At 46.2% G+C, this 19,334-nt stretch carries 15 protein-coding genes and 1 pseudogene; 10 read left to right on the top strand and 6 right to left on the bottom strand.

Going from position 1 to position 19,334, the window contains the following annotated elements:
• Window positions 1–5 precede the first annotated feature (5 nt).
• Both fucP and fucU read left to right on the top strand, forming a co-directional pair.
• A pseudogene (gene fucP / locus K7B67_RS20330) lies at window positions 6–1,130 on the top strand (L-fucose:H+ symporter permease); the annotation flags it as partial.
• Window positions 1,131–1,206: 76 nt separating this feature from the next.
• Window positions 1,207–1,635: an L-fucose mutarotase gene (gene fucU, locus K7B67_RS20325; protein ID WP_252177677.1), complete on the top strand. Its 429-nt coding sequence runs from the start codon at window positions 1,207–1,209 to the stop codon at window positions 1,633–1,635.
• A gap of 36 nt (window positions 1,636–1,671) precedes the next feature.
• Here the strand turns inward: fucU and K7B67_RS20320 are convergent, their stop codons facing one another.
• On the bottom strand, window positions 1,672–2,685 hold the full coding sequence (locus K7B67_RS20320; RefSeq protein ID WP_252177676.1) for a substrate-binding domain-containing protein: 1,014 nt from the start codon (window positions 2,683–2,685) through the stop codon (window positions 1,672–1,674).
• A gap of 207 nt (window positions 2,686–2,892) precedes the next feature.
• On the opposite strand from K7B67_RS20320, the gene K7B67_RS20315 reads away from it, so the two are divergent.
• The 7 genes from K7B67_RS20315 (at window position 2,893) to K7B67_RS20285 (ending at window position 13,109) form a co-directional block, all read left to right on the top strand.
• A complete protein-coding gene (locus K7B67_RS20315; RefSeq protein ID WP_252177675.1) occupies window positions 2,893–4,482 on the top strand; it encodes an FGGY-family carbohydrate kinase in 1,590 nt (529 codons plus the stop codon).
• Between the two features lie 60 nt (window positions 4,483–4,542).
• Window positions 4,543–6,192, top strand: a complete 1,650-nt coding sequence (locus tag K7B67_RS20310; RefSeq protein WP_252177674.1) for a hypothetical protein — start codon at window positions 4,543–4,545, stop codon at window positions 6,190–6,192.
• Window positions 6,193–6,315: 123 nt separating this feature from the next.
• Window positions 6,316–7,269, top strand: a complete 954-nt coding sequence (gene tal, locus K7B67_RS20305; protein ID WP_252177673.1) for a transaldolase — start codon at window positions 6,316–6,318, stop codon at window positions 7,267–7,269.
• 276 nt (window positions 7,270–7,545) lie between these two features.
• On the top strand, window positions 7,546–8,655 hold the full coding sequence (locus K7B67_RS20300) for a glycoside hydrolase family 172 protein (protein ID WP_252177672.1): 1,110 nt from the start codon (window positions 7,546–7,548) through the stop codon (window positions 8,653–8,655).
• 143 nt (window positions 8,656–8,798) lie between these two features.
• Entirely contained in the window at window positions 8,799–10,196 is a 1,398-nt protein-coding gene (locus K7B67_RS20295) for an MFS transporter (RefSeq protein WP_252177671.1), read from the top strand.
• A 131-nt stretch (window positions 10,197–10,327) separates the two neighbouring features.
• Window positions 10,328–12,736, top strand: a complete 2,409-nt coding sequence (locus K7B67_RS20290; RefSeq protein ID WP_252177670.1) for a right-handed parallel beta-helix repeat-containing protein — start codon at window positions 10,328–10,330, stop codon at window positions 12,734–12,736.
• Window positions 12,737–12,842: 106 nt separating this feature from the next.
• Window positions 12,843–13,109 carry a Lar family restriction alleviation protein gene (locus K7B67_RS20285; RefSeq protein ID WP_252177669.1) on the top strand — a complete coding sequence of 89 codons (267 nt, stop codon included), beginning with the start codon at window positions 12,843–12,845 and terminating at the stop codon, window positions 13,107–13,109.
• A 122-nt stretch (window positions 13,110–13,231) separates the two neighbouring features.
• On the opposite strand, the gene K7B67_RS20280 is transcribed toward K7B67_RS20285, so the two are convergent.
• From K7B67_RS20280 to K7B67_RS20265, 4 genes are all read right to left on the bottom strand, one after another.
• A complete protein-coding gene (locus K7B67_RS20280) occupies window positions 13,232–13,639 on the bottom strand; it encodes a type II toxin-antitoxin system HicB family antitoxin (RefSeq protein WP_252177668.1) in 408 nt (135 codons plus the stop codon).
• Window positions 13,640–13,759: 120 nt separating this feature from the next.
• The gene (locus K7B67_RS20275) at window positions 13,760–13,957 is read right to left on the bottom strand and encodes a type II toxin-antitoxin system HicA family toxin (protein ID WP_256484592.1); all 198 of its coding nucleotides are present in this window, start codon (window positions 13,955–13,957) and stop codon (window positions 13,760–13,762) included.
• Between the two features lie 110 nt (window positions 13,958–14,067).
• Window positions 14,068–14,985 carry a zinc ABC transporter substrate-binding protein ZnuA gene (gene znuA, locus K7B67_RS20270; protein WP_252177666.1) on the bottom strand — a complete coding sequence of 306 codons (918 nt, stop codon included), beginning with the start codon at window positions 14,983–14,985 and terminating at the stop codon, window positions 14,068–14,070.
• Between the two features lie 214 nt (window positions 14,986–15,199).
• Window positions 15,200–15,379: a hypothetical protein gene (locus K7B67_RS20265; protein WP_252177665.1), complete on the bottom strand. Its 180-nt coding sequence runs from the start codon at window positions 15,377–15,379 to the stop codon at window positions 15,200–15,202.
• A 288-nt stretch (window positions 15,380–15,667) separates the two neighbouring features.
• Between K7B67_RS20265 and uvrD the strand changes: the two genes are divergently transcribed.
• A complete protein-coding gene (gene uvrD / locus K7B67_RS20260) occupies window positions 15,668–17,833 on the top strand; it encodes a DNA helicase II (RefSeq protein ID WP_252177664.1) in 2,166 nt (721 codons plus the stop codon).
• A gap of 53 nt (window positions 17,834–17,886) precedes the next feature.
• Here uvrD and K7B67_RS20255 read toward each other — a convergent pair whose 3' ends face one another.
• Window positions 17,887–19,302, bottom strand: a complete 1,416-nt coding sequence (locus K7B67_RS20255) for a hypothetical protein (protein WP_252177663.1) — start codon at window positions 19,300–19,302, stop codon at window positions 17,887–17,889.
• Window positions 19,303–19,334 lie beyond the last annotated feature (32 nt).

Below are 19,334 nucleotides of genomic sequence, written 5' to 3'. Positions count from 1 at the left end.
AGGTTTTTACTTTAACAGATGCTCAGTCAGGTCTGGTGCAAATGGCATTTTACGGTGCCTACTTCTGCCTGGCTCTCCCCGCGGCCATATATATTAAAAAGTTTTCATACAAATCTGGCGTACTTCTGGGGTTAGGTTTGTTTGCAGTAGGTGCCCTGCTGTTTTACCCTGCCAGCAAGACCATGGAGTATTACCATTTTCTGATAGCCCTGTTTGTTCTGGCTGGTGGGCTCTCAATTCTTGAAACCAGTGCCAATCCATACATTATTTCTATGGGGCCAGAAGCAACGGCTACTCGGAGATTGAATCTGGCCCAATCATTCAACCCTCTCGGTTCAATTGCCGGGGTATTGATTGGAAAGTTCTATATCCTCAGCCAATTAAATCCCGCCACAGACGCAGAGCGTGCTGTTATGCCGGTTGAGCAGATCGAGGTCATTCAGTCTCAGGAGTTAATGGCTGTTATGGGGCCATACCTAATGACTGCCATTGTCATTCTGGGAGTATGGTTCTCTATTGCCTTTTGCAAAATGCCAAAAATGGTCGGTAGCTCTGAATCTTACAGTTATTTTGCATCGTTCAGACGGCTGTTTAAAAAGAAAGTATTTCGCCGGGGGGTCCTGGGTCAGTTTCTTTACATGGGCGCACAAATTGGCTGCTGGTCCTGGACTATCCGCTATGTCATGAACAATGTTGGAGGCAATGAAGCGGAAGCCTCAACCTATTACCTCTACTCCATTTTGTTGTTCAGCGCTGCCCGTTTTGTTTGTACTTCCCTGATGCGTTTCATAGAACCTGCGAAATTATTGGGTGGGTTATCTATAGTTGCAGCTGTTATGACTGGCATTGTAATGATGAGTGACGGTTATGCTGGCGTTTATGCTTTGGTTGCTATCTCCGGTTGCATGTCCCTGATGTTCCCTACTATCTATGGTGTTTCAGTAGCGGGCCTGGGTAAAGATACTCAGTTAGGAGGCAGCTGTATGATTATGGCCATCCTCGGTGGTGCTGTCCTTACTGCTTTGATGGGACAAATTTCAGATACCGCAGGGATTAGCTGGGCCTTCATCGTTCCGCTCGTCGGGTTTGTTTACCTGATATGGTTCGGCCTGAAAGGCATTAAAGCCTGATTCAAAACAGGATACAAATAAATGGCAGGCCAAAAGTACTGTGCCTGCCAGCACTCAAAAGCCAGATGAGGTCAATATGTTAAAAAATATTTCCCCTTTAATTTCACCTGAGTTACTTAAGGTTCTTGCTGAAATGGGTCATGGCGACGAAATTATTTTTGCAGATGCCCACTTTCCTGGTCACGCTCTCAACAATAACGTCATTCGTGCAGATGGCTTGGGCGTGGATCAGCTACTAAAGGCCGTTATTCCATTATTTGAGCTGGACTCTTACGCGCCACCGCTGATCATGATGGCAGCTGCAGAGGGTGATGAACTCGATCTCTCTGTGGAAAAAAAGTACTGTCATGCCCTGTTTGGTGATAACCCTGGTCAGGATATTTTGCGTATTGGGCGTTATGAATTTTACGACCGTGCCCAATCTGCATTTGCAGTGGTTATGACTGGAGAAACCGCCAAGTATGGCAACATTATTTTGAAAAAAGGTGTAACGCCCGCCACCTGAAACCAGAGAATGCACAAGCTAGCCTGCCTCCGCAGGCTATCCTTTTGACAAAGACTCCCTGACCACGATTTCAGGCATAATAATGTATCGTCGTTTATTTACCACCTCACCGTTAATTAGCTGTTGCATCAGCGTTAAAGCTGACCCGGATAAGGCGGGTATATTCTGCTTCATAGCGACAACATGATTCTGGCAAAACTCAAGCATGGGGTGGTCATCGAAAGAGCCTATCACCATATCGGCAGGTACGTTTCCGTAATGCTGGTGAAGAAACTCCATGGCACCTTCCAGTACAGGCAGAGACACTGAAACAATAGCTGGAGGTATTTGGCCCAACCGTTCGCAGAGCTGCTTCATGATCCTGTAACCATTTTTACGCTCACTCTTGCCCTGAATGATGATTTCATTTTCGGTGAGTGTATAACCTTTTTGACTCAACCCTCTGGTGAGTCCCTGCAAACGAGCCTGAGCAGTAGGCAGTGAAAAGTCAGCACCCAAAAAGAATAACTCGGTATTCAGTTGAGCAAGCTTTTCGCCAACCCGCATACCACCGGCATCGTTATCGGTTGCAACCACCGGGCATTCAGATGTTCCAAAATCACGATCCAGAAGGACGATGGGTTTTTTCTGCTTATTGTTACCAATTATTTGCTGTCGTTCAGCGGTCGACGGTGTAACGAACAAACCATCAACATCCCGCATCAACAAGTTTTGAACCACCTCGGTTTCAATGTCCTCATCATCGTCTGAGCAGGCGGTAATCAGCTGGTAACCGGCTTTACGGCAGCCACGCTCAAGTTCTTCTGTTAAAGCTGAAAAAAACGGGTTTGTCAGCCGGGGAACCACCAAACCGAGGGTCTGGGTTTTTTTCAGTTTCAGGCTTCGGGCAGTCTGGTTAATGACATAACCATGCTCATCAATAATACCCTGGATTTTACTTCGGGTTTTTTCACTGATTCGGTACTTCTTGTGTTGGCCATTGATCACCAGGCGGACAGAGGTGACCGACACACCCGCTAATTTCGCTATTTCATCGACTGTTTTTGACATGCTGAGTACTAAGGCACTGTATGGATTTATGAGGCAGGCTCCCAGGATATTAGCTATGACGAAAAAGTGAACCTTCTTTGTTCACTCCCTGAGATATTGACTTGCATCAATCCGGACAACAATTCACACAAGATAACGCTTGATGCCCACTTTCTGCTGCTATAATCTCTAAGCTACTTCGTATTAGCAAATCTCGGTAGTCATATTATGCAACACTTGTACATAGGTGTCGATGTCGGTTCAGGTAGTGCCCGTGCGGGATTGTTCAAAGCAACGGGAGAGAAAATCGCTCTGGCCGTCAGTCCCATCAAACAGTTTCGCCCTGCTGCTGATTTTGTCGAACAATCGTCGTCTGATATCTGGCAACAAGTATGTAAGGTAGTAAAAGCCGTAGTGACTGATGCAGCTATCAATCCAGAACAAGTAAAAGGGATTGGGTTTGACGCAACCTGTTCCCTGGTCTCTTTGGATGCAAATGACAACCCTGTGACCGTTTCACCCACGGAACGGGATGATCAGAATATCATCATGTGGATGGACCACCGGGCGTTAACCGAAACCGACGAGATCAATGCCACCAATAGCGAAGTTCTGAAGTTTGTCGGTGGCGAAGTCAGCCCTGAAATGGAGATGCCTAAACTGAAATGGCTAAAACGTCACCTGCCACAACATTACGAACGGGCGGCACGCTTTTTCGACCTGTCGGACTATCTGGTTTATCGCGCCAGTGGCAAGGATGTTCGAAGCACTTGTACCAAAGTATGCAAATGGACGTATCTTGCCCATGAGCAACGCTGGGACACTTCGCTGTTCCAACAGCTGGATTTGGAAGACCTGATTGTTGGTGAAAAAATCGGCCAGACCATCGTTGATCCTGGCACACCTGCCGGACAACTCGCTGATGCGGCAGCCAAAGAACTGGGCCTGACCACCCAAACCATTGTTGCTGTGGGCATGATCGATGCTCATGCCGGTGGTGTTGGCATTATCGGCGATCAGCCGGAATCCACCCTGGCGATTATTGGCGGAACCTCGTCCTGTCACATGGCGGTCAGCAAAAAACCGGTCTTTGTTGAGGGTGTCTGGGGGCCTTACTGGGGTGCCATGGTGCCGGGCATGTGGCTGAATGAAGGAGGGCAGTCAGCGGTCGGCTCCCTTATCGACCACGTTATTCGTGACCATGCTTTTTATCTGGAGCTTATGAAAATTGCCGAACAGCAAGAGTGCAGTAAATATGAGGTCCTGAACGAAGAGGTTGCCCGGCTTGAGTCTGAAGATCCTCATTTTACCGCCCATTTTCATTTGCTGGGCTACTATCATGGCAACCGTTCACCCCGGGCTAATCCTTATTTGAAAGGCATGGTTTCGGGTTTGTCGCTCAATGAAGACCTGACTGAACTGGCCAAAATTTACATGGCTGCCATTCAGTCAGTGTCGTACGGCACACGTCACATCATTGAAACAATGAACAATGCCGGCCACCAAATAAAACGCATTCATATGTGCGGCGGAGGTACAAAAAATCCTCTCTGGCTTCGTGAGCACGCTAATGCAACAGGTTGTGAAATTGTGCTTAGCGAAGAGGACGAAGCGGTAATCCTTGGCTCCGCCATGCTGGCAGCGACAGCCTGCGGTGATTTTGCCGAGTTAAAGGACGCCATGTCGGCCATGTCATCCACTGGCAAAGTCATCAAACCTCAAACATCAACCCGGGCTTTTCATGATGCCAAGTACAAGGTCTTTCACGAAATGTACGAAGACCAGATGAAGTACAAAACCATGATGAGCGAATTTTAATCAGCTTTTAATCAGCTAACCCGAATTTTGTGTGCTCAAAGCACAATGGAGTTTTAAATTATGACTGCTCTAACACTGAACCTGCCAGAGAAAAAACAACGTATCGCCCTGGGAAATAAAGAAGTATTCGTTATTGCCAATGGCGACTTGAGGGACACGGCTAACCAGACCTGCTGGAACGTTCAGCAGTCTTTTGAAACAAAGCTGGAAGCTGTCTTAAAAGAGAAGTTTGATTTCACAGTCCGTCGTGCTCATCCCGTAAAGGACGAACAGGGACACGGCTTTATCAGTAACCAACGTGAAGGCTCTGATGTATTGGCTTCCATTGACCCTAAAGCGCCAGTTATTGTGCTGATGACGGCATGGCAATACTCACATCATGTAGCGCCATCCCTGGTGCATCACGAGGGCCCTGTTCTGTTGCTGGCTAACTTTGATGGTACATGGCCTGGTCTGGTGGGAGCCCTGTGCATGGCGGGCACCCTGACCAGCCTGGGCAAAGACTACAGCCGCCTGTGGTCTGAAAACTTTGACGATGATTTCTTTTACATGGGTCTGCAATCCTGGCTGGAAAGCGGGCAGATTGAACACGACACTTCTTACCTGAAAGAAATCACTAAAGAACACCCTGTGACTGCTACTAAAGCAGGCAAAATTGGTCAGCAGGTAGGTGAATACATTCTCGAAAACAAGGAAATTATGGGGCTATACGACATGTTCTGCATGGGCATGATGAACGGCGTATTCCCACAGGAGTCCCTGGTCAAGATTGGCATGCCCATTGAAGCCTTGTCCCAGTCTGCCCTTTTGCACGACATGAGTCTTGTTTCAGAAGAGCAGCGTGAAGAGTGTTTGCAGTGGTATATCGATCGTGGCATGGATTTCAAATTTGGTACCGATGCCGCCACTGAACTGACCCGTGAGCAGGTAAAAGAACAATGTGCCATGATGATTGCCATGGCCCGTGCGACCAAACGCTTTGGCCTGACAAGCGTAGGCGTTCAGTATCAACAAGGTTTGAAAGACAGCTGTGCAGCTTCGGATTTTGCTGAAGGTGCCATCGGCTCAAGCGAACGCTTTCCTATTAAAGACGACAATGGCGAAGTGATTTCCGAAGGGAAGCCTATTCCCTGCATTAACGAAGTGGATATGGGAACCGCGATTCCACAAACCATGCTGTTCCGCCTGCTGGACAGCCTGGGTCTGCCATCGGAGACAACTCTGCACGATATTCGCTGGGGCAGTGAGTTTGAAGGTACATTTTACTGGGATTTCGAAATTTCCGGTTCTGTACCTTTCGAACACATCAAGGGAGGGATTGCCGGTGCTATCGGTAACCGTCAGCCTGCCATGTACTTCCCGTTAGGTGGTTCTACCGTGAGTGGCCAGTGTAAAGCAGGTACGTTTGTCTGGGCTCGTGCACATTATAAAGGCACTGACGTTCATCTGCATATTGGCACCGGTACAGCTTTTGAACTGCCTCAAGAAGAGTTCCAGCGTCGTCTTAACGCCACCTCTAAAGAGTGGCCTTTGATGAACTGTGTGCTGGACGGTGTTGGTCGTGATGACCTGATGGCAGGTCACCAGAGCAACCATATCTCCGTTGCCTACGTTCCGCAGGAAAACCTGAAAGAAGTGGTTCAGGCGTTTGTCACACAAGCCCTGACACAAAACATGCGTGTTCATTTAGCGGGTGGTATAGCCATCTAAAACCTTCTGCTGGGGCGTGGCTTCCCACATGGCCACGCCTCTTATTTTGATGCACTGCTCGCCTTTTCAGGAACTTTTCAGTAGTTTCTCGTAATTGAGCCTTTCTCCGGGTCGGACAATCTTATGAACCAACTTGAACAATTAAAATCCATGACCAAAGTGGTAGCAGATACTGGCGATGTTGATGCCATTAAACGCTATCAGCCGGTAGACGCAACCACTAACCCGTCATTAATACTGAAAGCTGCCACACTGCCACAATATTCAACGTTACTTGATAAGGCGCTGGAATACGGTCGTCAGAAATCGGATTTGCAATCAGAGCAGGTACGTCACGTTTGTGACTATCTGACCGTTGGCATCGGTAAAGAAATACAGGGCGTTGTGCCTGGTTTTATTTCCACCGAAGTGGATGCCCGGCTCTCCTTTGATACCGAGGCCACCATCGCCAAAGCCCGTGAGTTAATTAAACTCTATGAAGCCTCCGGCGCCGACACATCAAGAGTCCTCATTAAAATTGCCTCCACCTGGGAAGGCATCAAAGCCGCTGAAATCCTTGAAAAAGACGGTATTCGCTGCAACCTGACATTGTTGTTTAATCTGGCTCAGGCAAAGGCCTGCGCAGAAGCTGGTGTTTACCTGATCTCGCCTTTCGTGGGTCGTATACTCGATTGGTACAAAAACAGCACAGGCACTGAACACTACGCGCCAACTGAAGATCCCGGCGTGATTTCCGTCAGTGAAATTTATAACTATTACAAACAGCATGGTTACAAAACCGTCGTCATGGGTGCCAGCTTCCGCAACATTGATGAAATACGGCAGCTGGCCGGTTGCGATTGCTTAACTATCAGTCCGACCCTGCTTGATGAACTGGAGCAGTCGTCTGAACCTCTGGAGCAGAAACTGTTTTCTGACAACCCTGCCAGTACGCTCAATAAAGAAAGCTTGAATGAAACATCATTCCGCTGGGCGATGAATGAAAGTCCGATGGCAACAGAAAAACTGGCAGAAGGTATTCGAAACTTTGCGATTGACCAGGGTAAGCTTGAAGCCTTGATTGCTGAACAAGTTTAAGTCTTTAAGCTCCATCGCCAAGGGAAATTTCTCCTTCTGGTCTATGAGTTTCAAAGGGATTGATAAGATTTGGCGCTTATTGGTTTACTTTGTATTGATCTGAGTCATAACGATAGAAAGACAATAGCTTATTATAGTTGCTAACTCGAGTAAGTAGAACTCCTTCTCTTGTTGAGGGAATGAACCGTCTCTCAACAAGAAGTACAAACTCTGGAATAGTGCTTGCTCTGCCAGAATGAACACACACACATCTTACATCCAATTTATGGTGCTGGTATGTCTCTTGAAGTATTGAGTTTGCTATCAGATGCACAGTCACGAAGTATAACGGCGGAAAATCCAACGGGCGAAGTCGGTAAGGGAGGGATGGCTACATCCGGATTTGCTGAAAGGCAATCCAGTGAACTGGGACAAGGCTGGAAAGTCAATCCCGCTATTAATATTGAACCAGGTGAAACGGCGGTTATTGCTGATATTAACGATATGGGCAATATTCAAAGTATGTGGATGACTGGCATGGTCTCCCGCGAACTGATTATCCGAATCTATTGGGATAACCAAGAATACCCATCTGTTGAGGTACCCTTCCCCGATTTCTTTGCTTATGGCTGGTGTGACAATACGGATGATTTAGTGGGAGGTTCTTTTCAACCTCTGGTTTCTTTGCCTGTTAGTGTTCTTCCAAAAAATGCCTTTAACTGTTTTTGGAATATGCCGTTTCGTGAACGCTGTTATATGACCGTTGAAAACATTGGTGAACAAACACGTTGCCTTTATTACCAAATCAATTATCAACTGACCGATATTCCTGAAAGGTGTGCTTATTTTCATGCCAGTTTTCGACGGACTAACCCGGTTCCCTTTAAAGGTGTTCACACCATTATTGATGGCATTGAAGGTGAAGGGCATTATATTGGTACAGCTATGTGTGTTGGCCTCAATGGCGCAGGGGGTTGGTGGGGTGAAGGGGAAGTCAAATTCTATATTGATGAAGACGACAAATTCCCAACCATTTGCGGAACCGGTACGGAGGATTATTTCCTGGGTGCATTCAACTGGGAGGTTGAGGATAAATACGCTCCCTATAACTCGCCATACGGTGGCATGGCGCAGGTCATTGAGCCAGATGGCCTCTACCATTCGCAGCCTCGCTTCTCAATGTATCGCTGGCATATTCAGGACCCAATACGTTTTAAATCAAAACTAAAAGTCACCGTTCAGGATCTGGGCTGGAAAAACTTTAATGCTAAAAAGTTTGATCATGTGCCTGATCGCAAGTATTTACCAAGGCAGGATGATATCGCTACCGTTTCATTCTGGTATCAAACACTTCCAACCGCGAAATTAGCACCACTGCCCGATTGGGATGGCCTTCAAAATCATTAAAAAACAGTAAGAGCATGCAAAGGGGTCTGATATGGAATAAGTGATTCACTTTGCATGAGAGGTTTTTAACCACTGCCAGGACTTAACTTAAATTAGTTGATTTACTGTCTTGACAGTGGGACCCACTTTAGAAGGAAACAAAAATGGAAAGCACGATTAGTGGCTATAAAGCTGCATCAAATGTAAGTAGTGATCGCTTAACTATGACCGAAAAAATTGGTTATAGTCTGGGAGATATGGCAGGAAACTTTGTTTATGCCTCGGTCACCATACTGCTTGGATTTTTTTATACCAATATTTATGGTTTGGATGCGGCAACGGTCGCCAGTATATTCCTGGTCGTTCGTATTTTCGACGCAGTCAACGATCCACTCGTCGGGTATTTTGTGGATCGGACCAAGTCCCGCTGGGGACAGTGTCGGCCATGGATACTGTTTGCCTGTATTCCCTACGCAATATCCAGTGTCCTTGTTTTCACTGTGCCTGATTTTGGTGAAACGGCAAAAGTCATTTATGCCTATGCCACTTATGCAGTACTGATGACATTATTCACTGCCACCAATATCCCCTACGGGGCGTTGACCTCAAAAATGACAGCCGACCCCAGCGAACGTGAAAGCTTAAACTCTATGCGTTTTATGTTTGCGACCGGTGGTGGTTTGATTATCACCTCTTGTGCATTACCTCTGGCAGAATGGTTTTCAGATGACCCTGCCATCGGTTACAAATATGCGATGGCAGTGATGGCTGTGATCTCAGTGGTCATGTTCTTTATTACTTTTTTCACAACAAAAGAGCGTGTTGTGGTAGAAGCTGATCGGGCAGAATCCATCAACATTAAAGAGTCCCTAGGTCTGTTATGGAAGAACAAGGAGTTCGTTTTATTAGCCATTACTACATTTGTTATGGTTAGCTCACAGATCGCCAAGGGGACCGTACAAATGTTTTATATCAATGACTACGTCATTGGTGGTGCAAAATACGTTACTTACTTCCTTTCTGCCTGGATGGTCGGCGGGATGATTGGTGCTAATCTTTCCAGCAAACTGTTAACCTTCATGTGCAAAAAGAAAGCCTGGATAATGTTGCAGATTGTTAGTGCAGTGCTATCAATGGCAGCGATTATTATTGGTAATACCAGCATCTATTTAATCATTGGGTTAAGCTTCCTGGTTGGTTTTTCAAATCAGATGATTGCCCCAATTTGGTTTACTTATTGTTCTGATACTCAGGATTACAGCGAGCTTCAGTTCGGTAAGCGCCAGGATGGACTGGCCATATCATTCGTCCTCTTTGCCCTGAAAATGGGGCTATCCGTAGGTGGTGCCGTGGCAATGTGGGCGCTCTCACTCTACGGTTATGAAAGTGGTGGTGTAAAGCAAAGTCAGGAAGCTATTGAAGGAATACTCTACACCTTCTCAATCGTGCCTGCCATCGGCTTCATCCTCACGGCTGTGTTAATTGCCAGATTTAAACTGAATTCAAAAACCATTGGAGAAAATGCAGAAAAAATAAAACAGATTCGTGCTAGAAAAGCTTAGAGGTAACTGACTCTTCATTAAGCTGCGAATGATTAAAAACAAGCCTTAAAATTCAACAAGAAGAGAAAGTTTTAATTTCTCTTCTTGTTGAATAAAAATCAAATCACCATAAACCTGGAAACAGCGGAAACATGAAAAATAGAAAAGTAATATCTACTTTGGCTCTATCTGCTTTGGCAGTAGCTATAAGCGGTTGTGATAATGAATCCAATGATCCTGTAAACAGTGACTCTACATTTTATGTATCCCCACAGGGTGATGACAGTAACTCAGGCTCTATTGAATCCCCATGGAAAACATTAGAAAAAGCAAAGGAGCATGTACGCTCAATTAACACAGGTATGTCACAGGATATCGAAATTATTCTTGCTGATGGTGTGTATCAGTTAGACTCCACTTTTGAACTCACATCCAGTGATTCAGGTTCTAATGGATTCAATGTAGTCTACAGGGCTGCAGAAGGGGCGTCTCCTGTTATTAGTGGTGGTGTTGAAATTACAGGATGGTCGGATACAAATAGTGATGGTGTCTGGGAAGCTCCTGTGCCTGCTGGAGCAGAAAGCCGTCAGCTATTTATTGATGGTCAACGCGGGGTGAGAGCCAGGAGTGTTAATGGGGAAGGCTGGATAAGAGATGAACCATCTAGTTCAGAGGGGAATAACCGGAATGCTGTAAACACCTATCAGGCTCCGGGAGAATATGCAGATTTTAAAAAGCCGAAAGATTTAGAAGTTGTTTCTGTAATGCGCTGGAAAATGTATCGAGGTAGTGTATCCCGATTTGAGGGAAGCACCGCCTATATGAATGATACTTACTGGGCTCTCGCACGAATGGGACCTTTCGGAATACTGGAACCGTCCACAACTGTAAACTGGGTTGAAAATGCTTTGGAGCTGCTTGATCAACAAGGTGAATGGTATCTGAACAATGATATCAGCCAGCTCTATTATATGCCTTCGGCAGAACAAGACCTTGAGTCTGGTGATGTTACAGTAGTATTACCCGTTTTGGAAGAGCTGGTTTCCGTAACCAATGCTAAAAACATAACCTTCCAGGGGTTAACGTTTGCCAATGCAACCTGGATGGGGCCCAGCGATCCGGAAGGTTATGTGAGCATTCAATCGGGTGCCCGATTGACTGACCCCGGATATGAATCAATTGAAGACTCATTTGAGGGGCTATCGGAAACCCCTGGAAATATTCAGTTAAATGGTTCTGAAAATATTATTTTTAGGGAAAATACTTTTAAAAACCTTGGGGCCACAGCATTACGAATGGCTCAAAAAAATAAAAATATTACGGTTTTCAATAACCGTTTTGAAGATATATCTTCCAGTGCAATTACGGTAGGTGACCTTCAGGAACATCACATCAGTAAAGATGAGTTGAATTCTAGAATTGTTATTGACAACAATCAAATTCATGATATTGCCAATGAATTCTATGATGCTGTAGCTATAAAGGTTAATTATGCCGATACAGTGGCAATTGTTAATAACTCAATAAATAAAACATCGTCCGGTGGTATTTCCCTGGGATGGGGATGGGGAAGGTACGATGTAGAGAATTTTGCTTTTTGGTATGATCATACTGACAAAGGATATAACTCTCCCATAAGTTCTAATAAGTATTTAGTTGCATTTAATGAAATCAGCAATATTACCAGGAAGGTGGGTGATACAGCAGGTATATATAACCTGGGTGCATCTCAAAACTCCAGGTGGTATGGCAATCTTGTTTATGATGCTAAAAGTCCTTCTGCTCCAGGTGCTGCTACGTGTATGCACGCTTTTTATATTGATAACGGTTCCAGAAATATCGAGATCACCGAAAATGGTTCATATCGAATAGCAGGTGACTCATTTTTGGCAAATGGCTCTATTGGATATAATACAATTGGTACTGAGTATTATAACAGTCATGGTAGTGGATCTGAGGACTCAATACCGGAACATATCTTAGAAAATGCTGGTTTTAAAGAGGGTATTGTTGATATACGGACTATTGAAGATATTGAAAATACATTACCAGCGAGATTACCAGTTGAAGATGAGAAACAGGAGATTCCGCAAGAGAGCCTGTTGATTGGTAAAGTGGCCGATGCTTCAACCAACCCAAGTGAAGCCGTTTTTGCTATTGATGGTAAAACGGAAACATTTTGGTCTGCAGGAACCGATTCAGGTTGGCTATCTGTTGATCTTGGTGAGCCGACTAACGTTGAAAGTCTGATCGTAGCATTTGGTGAAATAAAAGAAGGACGTGAATTTTATCATAAAACTGGCTATGACTTTAAATTTGAAGGAAAAAGAACAAGTGGCAGTGAATGGGAAGAGATACCTTTACAATCTACAGGAAGCGTAACTGAGCCAACAATCCCGACAACTCAAGCCATTAATCAACATTATACTCTGCCATCTTCAGATAAAATGTATCAAGAAGTTAGAGTTAATGTATCTGCATCAGTCAACTACCCTGTTGGAATTCTGAGATTCAAGGTTTACGATAAAACTTTGGATCCAGATGAAAGGGAATTCCGTTAATCGTTAGGATGGGTAGGGTAGAGCCAAATGGCTCTACTTGTGGATAACCTGTTAAAACATGTGGAAAAAGCTATCACTGATATGTGAATAAATGCAAGGAGCTGTGATGAAGCTGGAAAAGTGCCCCTGCTGTCTGGGCGAAGCCGAACTGGCAAACATGATGGTTGGCGACACTGAAATGTGGCAGGTGACCTGCTCCAGCTGCGGGTTATCCACAGAGCTGGATGATGATCAGATCTTTTCGGCAGAACGCTGGAATCGGCGTCTGGAACGCTCAAGGCTGAAAATGTGGGTAACTCTGCTGGCTTCTCTTCTGCCTTTTCTGGTGGTAGCCGCATTTCTTGGTGGTAGTTTTATGGGGCTCAGGATTTAGCGAATCGACGGGAACCTGAAACTCTGGTTTCCATGCTTTTAGCCTTTTGCACCGTCAGTGCATATTTTTCGGTTTTACTGGCCGTATTTGAGAAAAAAGCGTTGTCATTTAATCCACTCTTGTTATTCCATTGAGCGCAGCTTGTCGCGCGCGACTTCCTGAAGGAAACCAGAGCGGGTTCGGTACGCCGGGTCGGCTTCCACCAACTTATCAATCTGCCGCAACAGCAGGATCGGCAAGGTGATGTTGATACGCTCTGACTTGCCCAGGAATGGCGTGATGTCTACATCCACCAATGCCCAAATACCACCTTCATAGTCGGGGTTGTTCTGGTGGTCGGCAATACGGCCTGCTTCGGGTATTGTCATTTCATCTTCCGCCAGGATCTCAAGATGACCTTCGATGGCTTCTTTGGCGTTTGCCAGGGCTTCTTCGATACTGCTACCGGCGGAGAAGCATCCTTCGATGTCGGGCACCATTACGCTATAGTTTTCGCCATCGTCTGTATGCAGAACTACTGGATATTTCATGGCTATCACCTCCGGGGGGGTTCATTATGCCTTTTGATGCCGCTGCGGTTTCGCCCGGCCCGGCATTTCAGTATTCATTACCAGCCTATACATTTATCCGTGACTGGATAGCACTGACAACTATCCTGCTGGTGGGTTCTTCATGCCAGCCTGTTTGCGAATACTGTCCAGCGTCTTTTTGGATATGTCGTGTTTCGGATGGGGGACTGTCACTAACCCTGGGCGCTCAGAATGCTTGAAGTGATGGTGACTTCCTTTCACTCGGTGCAAAACCCACCCTGCATCCTCAAGCATGCGTATAATTTCTCGGCTTTTCATACAACCTCAACCAAGCTTCCCGGAAAGCCGCAACCATACGCACGACAAGCACTATAGCGTCAATATTAGAATACACACAGTGTGTATTCAAGAAGGATTTTAAACAATGACTACTGCTCCAGACAGCTGACAATGCTACTCGTCAAACTATCCATGAACTCTACATAGCCATCGGGGCCGACCGCTACATCAGTGGCCAGAGGGTCAAGCACGGCAACATGGGCATTGGTGCCTTCAATGATCCGGTCAATATAAGCAGGCTGGAATTGTGGTTCTCGGAAAACACAGCTGTTACCGGCGTCGTTTAGTTTTTCCTGCAACTGAGTCAGATGTTTCGCACCCGGCTGCTGTTCCGGACTGACCGTGAAGTGATCGACAATATTCAACTGGTAATGCTTTTGCAGGTAACCGTAAGCGTCATGGAAAACAAACATGGGCTGATTATGGTAATCAACCAGTTTGCTGTTATTACGCTTGTCTGCTGCCTGAACTGCTTTTTCGAATGCTTTGTAGTTATCCTGATACTGTTGTTTATGTTCAGGATCCAGCTTGCTCAGCGTCTCTGACATGGTTTTGGCCATCGCTATGGCATTATTTGGGTTCAGCCAGATATGAGCGTCGTACTCGCCGTGGTGATGATGGTGGTGGTGATCGCTTTCTTCGGCATGATGGTGATGGACTTCTTCATTTCCTTCATTCATCTTCAGAAGCTCCAACTGGCTTTCCTGCATTAAGGGTACGGAGACCGCTTTTGTCGAACCTGACAGGGTTTTATCGAGAAAGGTTTCCATATCAGGCCCGACCCAGAAAACAACATCGGCTTCGTACAGCTTTCTGGCGTCTGAAGGCTTCAGGCTATGACTGTGGGGAGAGGCACCCGGAGGAAGCAGCACATCAGCCGGAGTGACACCTTCGGTGATGGCAGCGGCAATCAGCTGTACCGGCTTAATGGACGATAGTACTTTGGGTGGCTCTTCACTCCAGGCTGGCAGGGCCAGAGAGAGTAAAAGGCCAGCCAGCCAGATCATTGTCTTTGGTTTTCTTGAGAGTGTCATAAGAGGCAGTTGATTCAGCTTGTAAAGGAAACGTTATATTATAACCATTACTGTTCGTGAATGCCTGTGTTTTTAATAGATGGGTTTGTTGGCCAGATGTTCGGTCAGGTCACGGTAGAGAGTTGGGTGATATTAAATGGTATAGGGAGGTTTCAGCCCCTTGAATAAGAGGCTGAAGAATGGACTGTCAGACATCGCCCCAATAGCTGTCGCCAAAGAACGAACTGAGTCTTTTGGTTTCTTCTCTGTCTTCCAGGGCTCTTCGAATCTGCAGTGCGCGTTTTGAACCTTTGTTTGGTAAATCGTCTCGAATAATTTCTTCTTCCTGAAGATAATCTTTCTTGAGTTGTTTATCTTTGTTAGCCATGCCGACACCCCTTTGTTTTTTATAGTTTTTTATGATGCTTCCTGACCATTACGAAGTTATGAAAAATGCTTAAGGAGAACAAGAGAAAAATACGACAAAGTATGTGAGACATGTCTCACAACCGTGATTTTTGGCAGTTGGTTTTTTCAGGAGAGTGGTAGTAAACCCTCGTCCAAAATAGAGTTTACGACGATGTTGCTAAAAACCTGTACAATTCCATAGCAGCTCCGGTTTCAAATTGAGCAGCCGGACTGCATAGTGTTTATCTAGCTGGAAAGAATGCTGTCTATGGACGTAACCCCTATCATTGACTCCCTGAACGATGCCCAGCGACAGGCGGTCACAAGTCCTCCGGGTTCACTGCTGGTTCTGGCAGGGGCTGGTAGTGGTAAAACCCGGGTTCTGGTGCACCGTATTGCCTGGCTGATTCAGGCTGAAGGCATGTCGCCCTACTCTATTATGGCCGTGACCTTTACCAACAAAGCGGCGGCGGAGATGCGAAGCCGTATTGAAGAGCTGCTTGGGATTCCACCCCGCGGCATGTGGGTTGGGACGTTCCACGGTTTGGCTCACCGGTTGTTGAGAACCCATTATCAGGATGCAGGACTGCCCGAGAACTTTCAGATACTCGACAGTGATGATCAGCTCAGGGTCATAAAACGTCTGATGAAGGCCATGAATCTGGATGACCAGAAGTGGCCGCCCCGACAGGCTCAGTGGTACATCAACAGCAAGAAAGACGAAGGGCTGAGACCTGACTATATCGATCCTGGTTACGATCCTTTTGAGAGAACCATGCTGGATGTTTACCGGGCTTACCATGATTACTGTAACCAGACAGGCGTCGTTGATTTTGGTGAGCTGCTGTTACGTTCACATGAACTCTGGCTGAAAAGGCCGGATATTCTTCAGCACTATCAAGAGCGATTCCGTTACCTGCTGGTGGATGAATTTCAGGATACCAACGCTATTCAATATGCCTGGTTGCGAATATTGACCGGTGATCAGGACAAAATGATGATCGTTGGTGATGACGATCAGTCGATTTACGGCTGGCGTGGCGCCCGTATTGAAAACATACGACAGTTCTCACAAGATTTTCCAAAAGCCCAAACCATCCGGCTGGAACAAAATTACCGTTCTACCAGCAACATCCTGCGTGCGGCCAATGCGGTGATTGCCAATAACCCGGACAGGCTGGGTAAAGAGCTATGGACCAGCGGCAATGAGGGAGAGCCCATCCGGCTTTATGCCGGTTTTAACGAAGTGCAGGAAGCTCAGTTTATTACCGATCGCATCCGTGACGCTTCGGAACAGGGAATGGATCGCAGCGGTATGGCGATACTTTACCGCTCTAATGCCCAGTCCCGTATTCTGGAAGAAGCTCTGCTCAAGGCAGCTATTCCCTATCGAATTTATGGTGGTCAGCGGTTCTTTGAACGAGCGGAAATCAAGAATGCCCTGGCCTACCTGAGACTGGTCAGCTCGCCCAATGACGATACTTCCCTGGAAAGAGTTATCAATATCCCTACTCGTGGCATTGGTGAAAAAACCGTTGAAAAGCTCCGTGAAACAGCCCGTTCACAGGGCTTGAGCTTATGGGGTGCTATCAAAACGGTGGTTGCGGCCAGTACGATTGGTGGCAAAGCCGGTCGTTCCCTGGGGGAATTTGTTGAGTTAGTAGAAAGCCTGAGTGCTTCCGGTGATGCGCTGAATCTGGGGGAATTAGCTGACCATGTTATATCGGTCTCTGGTCTGATCGATCATCACCAGAAAGAGAAAGGGGAAAAAGGTCGTGCCAGGGTAGAAAACCTGGAGGAGCTGGTCACCGCCTGTAGTGAGTTTGATATTGACGACATGGATCAGGATGAAGAGGCCGAGCCTATGTCTCCCCTGGATGCGTTTCTGGCTCATGCGGCTCTGGAAGCCGGGGACAATCAGGCTGACGCGTTTGCAGACAGCGTCCAGATGATGACGCTTCACTCGGCCAAAGGGCTGGAATTTCCGCTGGTTTTTCTTGCCGGTCTGGAAGAAGGTTTGTTCCCTCACAAGATGTCTCTGGAAGAAGGTAACCTGGAAGAAGAAAGACGACTCTGTTATGTCGGGATTACCCGGGCGATGGAAAAGCTCTATCTCACCTATGCAGAGAGTCGCAGGCTTTATGGGAATGACACCCTGAATCGCCCTTCCCGCTTTATTCGGGAAATACCCGGTGAGTTGCTGCAGGAAGTGCGTCTGGGTGGAACAATCAGTCGTCCTGTTTCTGTCCAAAAATATGTTCCAACCTCTGACCGTGGACTGGCTTTGGGCCAGCGGGTTCATCACGATGTCTTTGGTGAAGGCGTGGTCCTGAACTATGAGGGTGAAGGCAGTCAGGCAAGAGTCCAGGTGAACTTTGATTTAGAAGGCTCAAAATGGCTGATGATGGCTTATGCCAACCTGAGCCCACTGTAGGTATCGGTGCCTGGCCAGTTAGGCTTATCTCCAACTGGTTAGGCAAATGATAATTATTTCATTTGAAGCAGAATATCACCATTACCAGAAGTATAATCGTTCCCAATAAGGTGATCGTTCTGGTTGTTTTGGTAATGACGAGCAAAAATGAGAAGACGCGCAGCTATAGCCACTATAACCGCACCTGTGGGGATTCCTATGGCGATTCCTGCTCCTATTCCTTCACCGTAAGTTCGTGATGACGTTTTCTGTGCCGGGTCAGGATAAAGACAGCCCTGTTGAGATTGCTGCCCAGTTATTGGTGCATGGGTAGCGGTGGGTAAGCTGAGTTTAATCGTCAGAGCTTTTTTTCTGCTGGTAGTCTCACCGGAAGTAGTCCTGTCAGAAGTAGTCCCATCGGAATGGAGAGCATGGGTTTTCGGAGCTGGACTTTGGCTTGATGATTCTATCATCTCAGGCTCGGTGAGACTGGCATTGACAATAAGGTTTGTGGTGAGCGTATGAAGCGTTTTTAGAGAGCGTGTCACTTCTATATCACAAAGATAACGACCAGTATCGTTTACATTGACTCCATGCAGAATGACAGCGAAGGTATAGTTTCCAAGATCTGAAAGATCCAGTGATATAGTTCTTGGATTGGAAAGGCTCACTGGAAGGTGTTTTTCAGCATTTTCATGGAGGCCACTTTCTCCCTCGTCTTTCTGCCAGTAAAGATAGGTTTCGATACTGCCATTTTTTTGTTGGGGGCCAAAGCGAACTGAATCCAGTGAGGGTATTTCATTATCAACCGTAGGATTGAATCTATATTGGAACCTGGCTTCATTGCCCTTAAGAACAGCAATATTTGGACGCACGGGTCCATGAAAAATGTGTCTCAGCTCAACCTTGCATGTGAACATAACTGACGGCCAGGAATCATAACGGAAGCGTACACCATAAAATCCGGCTTCTTCTTGTTGTACATCCTTAAAAACTATTTGGAGGTTAGCGCCCTGATTCTCTACTTTATAAGAATAAGAAAAGCGTCCACTATAATCCTTTATTGTTGACAATGTGCCGTTCATTTGTATTTTCATCATAAATAAACCGATGAAATTCAATTCATGATCCCAGTCCCCAAACCAAATCTCCTTTTGATCATCAAATTCATCAAAAATGCGGTGTGCGCAAGGGGATTGAACGGCCCTGACAAAAAGAACAACGCTGCTGCCTTTAAAGTATTCATGCAGCTGTGGCTCAAACTGGCAACTACCGCGGCAAGAGCCAACACTGCTGGCGTCTGCTAAACCGGCATTGTGATGACCGGGAGGGTTAATAGCGGAGTGAAGAACAAACATGGTTGCCAGAGAATTTAGCCAAGAATTCGAGCCTAAATACGGAGAAGAAAAGGCAGAAGGTGAAGCAAGTGACAGTATAAACAGCATGAATAGTGGCGTGTAATTTGAATATCTCAATTTTTGAATAAGCATAATATCGTCTCTCAAGTTGTTTTAAAAACATG

It is taken from the genome of Endozoicomonas sp. 4G (assembly GCF_023822025.1).
Lineage (GTDB): Bacteria > Pseudomonadota > Gammaproteobacteria > Pseudomonadales > Endozoicomonadaceae > Endozoicomonas_A.
The sequence above is the reverse complement of the archived record's forward strand: the minus strand, read 5'-3'. Positions and strand labels throughout refer to the sequence as shown.